The organism is Paractinoplanes durhamensis, assembly GCF_016862175.1.
GTDB classification, from domain to species: domain Bacteria; phylum Actinomycetota; class Actinomycetes; order Mycobacteriales; family Micromonosporaceae; genus Actinoplanes; species Actinoplanes durhamensis.
On sequence record NZ_BOML01000073.1, the window covers coordinates 1 to 6,984 of the forward strand.

General features: G+C 72.3%; 2 protein-coding genes. One reads left to right on the forward strand and one right to left on the reverse strand.

Annotated elements, in window-relative coordinates:
- Nucleotides 1–72: 72 nt before the first annotated feature.
- Entirely contained in the window at nucleotides 73–1,284 is a 1,212-nt protein-coding gene (locus Adu01nite_RS42195; RefSeq protein ID WP_203734998.1) for an MFS transporter, read from the reverse strand.
- Between the two features lie 165 nt (nucleotides 1,285–1,449).
- Here Adu01nite_RS42195 and Adu01nite_RS42200 point away from each other — a divergent pair, with 165 nt between their 5' ends.
- Nucleotides 1,450–6,909 (forward strand): ATP-binding protein, encoded by a 5,460-nt coding sequence (locus Adu01nite_RS42200; protein ID WP_203734999.1) that lies wholly within the window; start codon nucleotides 1,450–1,452, stop codon nucleotides 6,907–6,909.
- The last annotated feature ends 75 nt before the right edge of the window (nucleotides 6,910–6,984 follow it).

A 6,984-nucleotide genomic window follows, 5' to 3' on the forward strand; every position in this document is an offset into this window, starting at 1 on the left:
CCGGGTCGCCCGTTGGCTCGGGCGGCGCTGAGGTGAGGAGAGCAGGGGCGGAACTGGTTGGGGGTCTCGCGGTCAGCGGGGGGCGGTGGCCGGGGGCGGCAGGGTGGCCGGGGACGTTGCCAGGTGGCGCAGGGCTCGCACGGCCGGGAGGGTGGCCAGCAGGCCCAGGACCGGGATCAAGAAGGCCAGGCGCAGGCCGATCGGCTCGGACAGGCCGCCCAGCAGGACCGCGCCGACCAGGGCGCCGCCGTAGTTGAACAGGTTCACCCGGGCTATCACCTCGTCGCTGTGGCCGGGGGCCGCCTCGCCGGCCGCGCTGAAGGCCAGCGGGACCAGGATGCCGACGCCGATGCCGGTCAGGGCGAAACCGGCGATCGCCGCCGGGATCGACGGGATGGCCACCACGATGCCGCAACCCACGGCGCAGATCAGCAGGCAGCCCGCGGCCGACGGGATGCGGCCGATCCGGGGGACCACGTGGTCGCCGGCCAGGCGGGCCAGCAGCACCGCCGCCTGGTAGGCCGCGTAGCCCAGCGGGACCACCGCGGCCGTCGCGGTCAGGGAGTCGTCCAAGTAGACCGAGCTCCAGGTGCTCACCGCCGAGTCGGCCAGGAACGCGGTGAAGATGAAGACGCCGCAGATCAGGACCACCCGGCGGGTGCCGTCGTGGCGCTTGTCGCCGTGCAGCTCCGGCATTGCCGTGCGGCCGGGCTCGAACGACATGAAGCCGACGGCCACCACGACGGCCGCGATCAATGCGGCCGCGCCGACCGCCAAGGCCGCGCCGGAGCCTGTCGCCGAGGCGCCGGCGGCGGACATCAGCAGGGCGGCCAGGATCGCGGCGGCCGTGTACGCGGCGAACAGGCGGCTCATCACGCTGCGGCCGATCCGGGCCTGGACCAGGACGCCCTGCATGCTCAGGCTGGCGTCGACCGCGCCCAGGCCCACGCCGTACGCAATAAGGATGGTGGTGAAGACGGCCGTGGGGGTGTGGAACGTCGTCAAGCCCAGGCCCAGTGCCACGACCAGGAGGCCGCCGCTCAGCGCGAAGCGGCTTCCCCAGCGTGCGGCCACCTTGTCGGCGAGCACCGAGCCGCCGGCCGCCGCCACGCAGACCAGCAGCAGGATGATCGACACGAACGCGTCGTCGATGCCCTGGCGGTCCTTGAAGGCGGGCAGCGCCGTCACCACCGCCGCGTAGCCGAAGCCTTGCGCAGCGTATCCGGCGCCGATCCAGGTGACTCGGCGACCGGCGCTCGGTTCGGTGGTTTCCTGCTGCGGCATCAGCGAATCATCGTCGCACCGCCCGTTCTTGAAAAGACCTCACATTCAACTTGCGCTACACCAAGCTTGCGCAAGTTACCGGCGCGTACCCGTCGGGACTTAAGACAATGGGCCGGCGCCAGTAGGCTCCTGAGAAAGATTTCCTCCGAGGCAGGGGCTCGACCGGTGTTCAGACGTATCGCCATCGTCAACCGTGGTGAGGCCGCGATGCGGATCATCCACGCCGTCCGTGAGCTGGCCGCGGAGACCGGGACACCGATCGAGACCGTGGCCTTCTACACCGACGTCGACCGCACCGCGACGTTCGTCCGTGAGGCCGACATCGCGTACGACCTGGGCCCCGCCGCGGCGCGGCCCTACCTCGATCTCAAGACTCTCGAGCGCGCGCTGATCGACTCCGGCGCCGACGCCGCGTGGGTGGGCTGGGGCTTCGTCGCCGAGGACCCGGCCTTCGCCGAGCTGTGCGAGCGGGTCGGCGTCACCTTCGTCGGGCCCAGCCCGGACGCGATGCGCAAGCTCGGCGACAAGATCGGCGCGAAGCTGATCGCCGAGGAGGTCGGCGTGCCGGTCGCGCCGTGGAGCCGCGGCCCGGTCGAGACCCTCGACGCCGCCCTCGAAGCCGCCTCGCACATCGGCTACCCGCTGATGCTCAAGGCCACCGCCGGCGGCGGCGGGCGCGGCATCCGGGTGGTCCGCGACCCCGAGTCCCTGGCCGACGCCTACGAGCGCACCAGCCAGGAAGCGGCCCGCGCATTCGGCAGCGGCATCGTCTTCCTGGAGCGCCTGGTCACCGGCGCCCGGCACGTCGAGGTGCAGGTCATCGCGGACGGCCAGGGCACCGCGTGGGCGCTCGGCGTGCGCGACTGCTCGGTGCAGCGCCGCAACCAGAAGGTCATCGAGGAGTCGGCGTCGCCGGTGCTCCCGCCGGCCCGGGTCCTCGAGCTCAAGGAGTCGGCCGAGCGGCTCGCCGTCCGGGTCGGCTACCGGGGTGCGGCCACCGTCGAGTTCCTCTACCACCCGGGGGACGACCTGCTCGCCTTCCTGGAGGTCAACACCCGGCTGCAGGTCGAGCACCCGATCACCGAGTCGACCACCGGCTTCGACCTGGTCAAGGCCCAGCTGCACGTCGCGGGCGGCGGCAAGCTGGAGGGCACCCCGCCGGTCGAGCGCGGCCACGCCGTCGAGGCCCGGCTCAACGCGGAAGACCCGGACCGCGACTTCGCCCCCTCCCCCGGCCGGATCGCCCGCCTCGAGTTGCCGGCCGGGCCCGGCATCCGGGTCGACACCGGCGTCAGCGAGGGCGACTCGATCCCCGGCGACTTCGACTCGATGATCGCCAAGGTCATCGCGTACGGCAAAGACCGTGACGAGGCGCTCGGCCGGCTCCGCCGGGCGATGGCCGACACCACCGTGATCATCGAGGGTGGCGCCACCAACAAGAGCTTCGTGCTCGACCTGCTCGACCAGCCCGAGGTGATCGACGGCAGCGCCGACACCGGCTGGATCGACCGGGTCCGCGAGCAGGGCCGCCTGGTCTCGCACCGGCACAGCGCGGTCGCGCTGGCCGCGGCGGCCATCGAGGCGTACGAGGAGGAGGAGCGCGCCGAGCGGCAGCGCCTGCTCTCCACCGCGTTCGGCGGGCGCCCCCAGGTGCAGCACCACAGCGGCACCCCGCTCGACCTGAAGCTGCGCGGCGCCACCTACAAGGTGCGGGTCGCCCGGGTCGGCGCGCACCGGTTCCGGGTCGGTGTCGAGGCCGGCGACGATCTGCGCGCCGCCGACGTCGAGCTGGAGCGCTACGACCGGCACTCGGGCCGGATCACCGTCAACGGCGCGCGGCACCGCCTGCTCACCGGCAGCCACGGCGTCGTGCACCTGATCGAGGTCGACGGCGTCGCCCACCGGATCAGCCGCGACGAGGGTGGCGTGCTGCGCTCCCCGATGCCGGCGCTGGTCGTCGCCACCCCGCTGGTGGCCGGCGCCGAAGTCGAGGCGGGCGCCCCGGTGCTGGTCCTCGAGGCGATGAAGATGGAGGCCGTGCTGCGGGCCCCGTTCAAGGCCCGGGTCAAGGAGGTGCTGGTCGCCGTCGGCAGCAAGGTGGAGTCCGGGGCCGCGCTGCTGCGCCTCGAACCCATCGGCGACGCGACCGCCGAGGCCGAGGCGACCGCCGGCGCCGTCGAGATCGACCTGGCCGCCGAGCCCGCCGCCGCCTCCGCCCAGGCGCGCGCCGGCCGCGGCCAGGAAGACCTGCGCAGCCTGCTGCTCGGCTTCGACGCCGACCCGCACGACGAGCGCCGGGTGCTCACCGACTATCTGGACGCCCGCGGTGCCGCCGCCGCGGCCGGGCGCCGCCCGCTGGCCGGCGAGGTCGAGCTGATCGAGGTGTTCGCCGACCTGGCCGAGCTGAGCCGTAACCGGCCGGCCGGCGAGGAGGGCGGCAAGGACACCCACGTGCACAGCGCCCGGGAGTTCTTCCACACCTACCTGCAGAGCCTCGACGTGGAGCGGGCCGGGCTGCCCGAGTCGTTCCAGGCCCGGCTCAAGAAGTCGCTCGCCCACTACGGCGTCACCGACGTCGAGCGCACGCCGGAGCTCGAAGCCGCGGTGTTCCGCATCTTCCTGGCCCAGCAGCGCTCCGCCGCCGACGCCACGGTGATCGCCGCCCTGCTGCGCTCCTGGCTGCGCGAGCCGCCGCCGGAGGAGACGCTGCGCGAGCCGACCGGTCTCGCCCTGGAGCGGCTCGTCGCGGCCACCCAGGTGCGTTTCCCGGTGCTCGCCGACCTGGCCCGCGGCGTGGTGTTCGCCTGGTTCGGGCAGCCGCTGCTGCGCCGGAACCGGGCGCTCGTCTACGCCGGCGTCCGTCAGCACCTGCGCCACCTCGACGCCGAGCCCGGCTCGGCCGACCGGGCCGAACGGATCGCCGAGATGGTGCGCAGCACCGAACCGCTGGTCCGGCTCCTCGGGCAGCGCCTGGTCCGCGACAATCTCGACAACTCGGTCATGCTCGAGGTGCTGACCCGCCGCTACTACGGCAACAAGGGCCTCACCGGCGTGCACACCGCGACGTCGGCCGGGTGCTCGTTCGTGGTCGCCGAGAAGGGCGGCACCCAGCTCATCTCGGCCGCCGAGAAGTTCGACAAGCTCGGCAGCGCGCTGACCGGTCTGGCCGCCCTGGCCACCGGCGACGCGGCGATCGACGCCGACATCTACCTGTCCTGGGAAAACCAGCCCGCCTCCCCCGACGCGATGGCCGCCGAGCTGCACGAGATCATCTGCGCGCACCCGCTGCCCGACCGGGTCCGCCGGGTCACCGTCGCGGTCGCCGGCCGCGGCGGTGCCGTGATCCACCAGCACTTCACGTTCCGCCCGGCCACCACCGGGATGATGGAGGAACGGCTGATCCGCGGCCTGCACCCGTTCATCGCGCAGCGGATGCAGATGGAGCGGCTGCGCAAGTTCGACCTCACCCGGGTGCCCTCCTCGGACGAGGAGATCCACCTGTTCCGCGCGGTGGCCCGGGAAAACCCGGCCGATGACCGCCTGGTCGCCTTCGCGCAGGTGCGTGACCTGGCCGAGCTGCGCGAGCACGACGGCCGCCTGGTCGCCCTGCCGACCACCGAGGACACCATCGCCACCGCGCTCGACTCGCTCCGCCGCGCCCAGTCGCAACGGCCCAGCGACAAGCGATTCAACACCAACCGCATCGTCATGTACGTGTGGCCGACGATCACCCTGACCGCCGACGAGATCGAGATGATCGCCCGCCGGGTCGCGCCCACCACGGCCGGCGCCGGCCTCGAGGAGATCCTCTTCATCGGCCGCCAGGAGCGCGACGGCGTGCTGCAGAAGGTCGAGGTGCGCATCCTCTTCGGCGCCACCGGCGGCACCACGCTCACCATCGGCGCGCCGTCGGCCATCCCGGTCGAGCCGCTCGACGGCTACCGGCAGAAGGTGCTGCGCGCGGCGAGCCGCAACACCGTCTATCCGTACGAGTTGACCGGCCTGCTCGGCGAGTTCGCGGAGTACGACCTGTCGCCGTCGTACGAGCTGATCCCGGTCGACCGGCCGAAGGGCCGCAACACCGCCGCCCTCGTCGCCGGTCTGATCACCACGGTCACCGAGCGGCACCCCGACGGCATCACCCGGGTCATCCTGCTCGGCGACCCGACCAAGTCGCTGGGCGCGCTGTCCGAGCCGGAGTGCCGCCGGGTCATCGCCGCGCTCGACCTCGCCGACAAGCTCTGCGTGCCGCTGGAGTGGTATGCGTTGTCCTCCGGCGCCCGGATCTCGATGGACTCCGGCACCGAGAACATGGACTGGGTCGCGGCCGCCCTCCGGCGGATCGTCGAGTTCACCCAGGACGGCGGCGAGATCAACATCGTGGTCGCGGGCATCAACGTCGGCGCCCAGCCGTACTGGAACGCCGAAGCCACCATGCTCATGCACACCAAGGGCATCCTGGTCATGACGCCCGACTCGGCGATGGTGCTGACCGGCAAGCAGTCGCTCGACTTCTCCGGCGGCGTGTCGGCCGAGGACAACTTCGGCATCGGCGGCTACGACCGGGTGATGGGCCCGAACGGCCAGGCGCAGTATTGGGCGCCCGACCTGACCTCGGCCCGCGACGTGCTGATGGCGCACTACGACCACGCGTACGTCGTACCCGGCGAAAGCGGCCCCCGCCGCGCCGTCACCACCGACCCGGTCGACCGCGACGTCTCGTCCTTCCCGCACCAGATCGCCGACAGCGACTTCACCACGGTCGGCGAGATCTTCTCGGCCAAGTCAAACCCCGACCGCAAGAAGCCCTTCGACATCCGTACGGTCATGCGCGCGCTGTCCGATCAGGATCACGCGGTGCTGGAGCGTTGGGCCGGCATGGCCGACGCCGAGACCGCCGTGGTCCAGGACGTGCACCTGGGCGGTGTCCCGGTCTGCCTGCTCGGCATCGAGTCCCGGTCGGTGCCCCGCCGGGGCTTCCCGCCCACCGACGGCCCGGACACCTACACGGCCGGCACGTTCTTCCCGCGCTCGTCGAAGAAGGCGGCCCGAGCGATCAACGCCGCCAGCGGCAACCGCCCGCTGGTGGTGCTGGCCAACCTGTCCGGTTTCGACGGCTCCCCCGAGTCGATGCGCAAGATCCAGCTGGAGTACGGCGCGGAGATCGGCCGGGCGATCGTCAACTTCCAGGGCCCGATCGTCTTCTGCGTGATCAGCCGCTACCACGGCGGCGCGTTCGTGGTCTTCTCCAAGAAGCTCAACCCGAACATGACCGTCCTGGCCCTGGAGGGCTCGTTCGCCTCGGTGCTGGGCGGCGCCCCCGCCGCCGCGGTGGTCTTCGCGGGTGACGTCAACGCCCGCACGGCCGCCGACCCGCGGGTCCGGGCCGCCGAGGCCCGGGTGGGCGCGGCGTCCGGCCGGGAGCGCGGCGCACTGACCGCGGAGCTGGACGAGCTGCGAGCTTCGGTACGCGCGGAAAAGCTGGGCGAGGTAGCCACGGAGTTCGACCGCATCCACTCGATCCAGCGCGCGGTCCAGGTCGGCTCGGTAGACGCAGTGATCAAGGCCGCCGAGCTGCGCCCCCGCATCATCGAGGCCATCGACACCCACCTGCGGAGGCAGTGACACCCACGGCGCCTTCGCTTTGCGCACATAGAAGCGCTGCTCTGCGCACCAACACGCGCTGCTCTGCGCACATAG

Coding starts and splice junctions, on each gene's coding strand:
- Adu01nite_RS42195 (WP_203734998.1), bottom strand. CDS start 1,284: ATGCCGCAGCAGGAAACCACCGAACCGAGCGCCGGTCGCCGAGTCACC.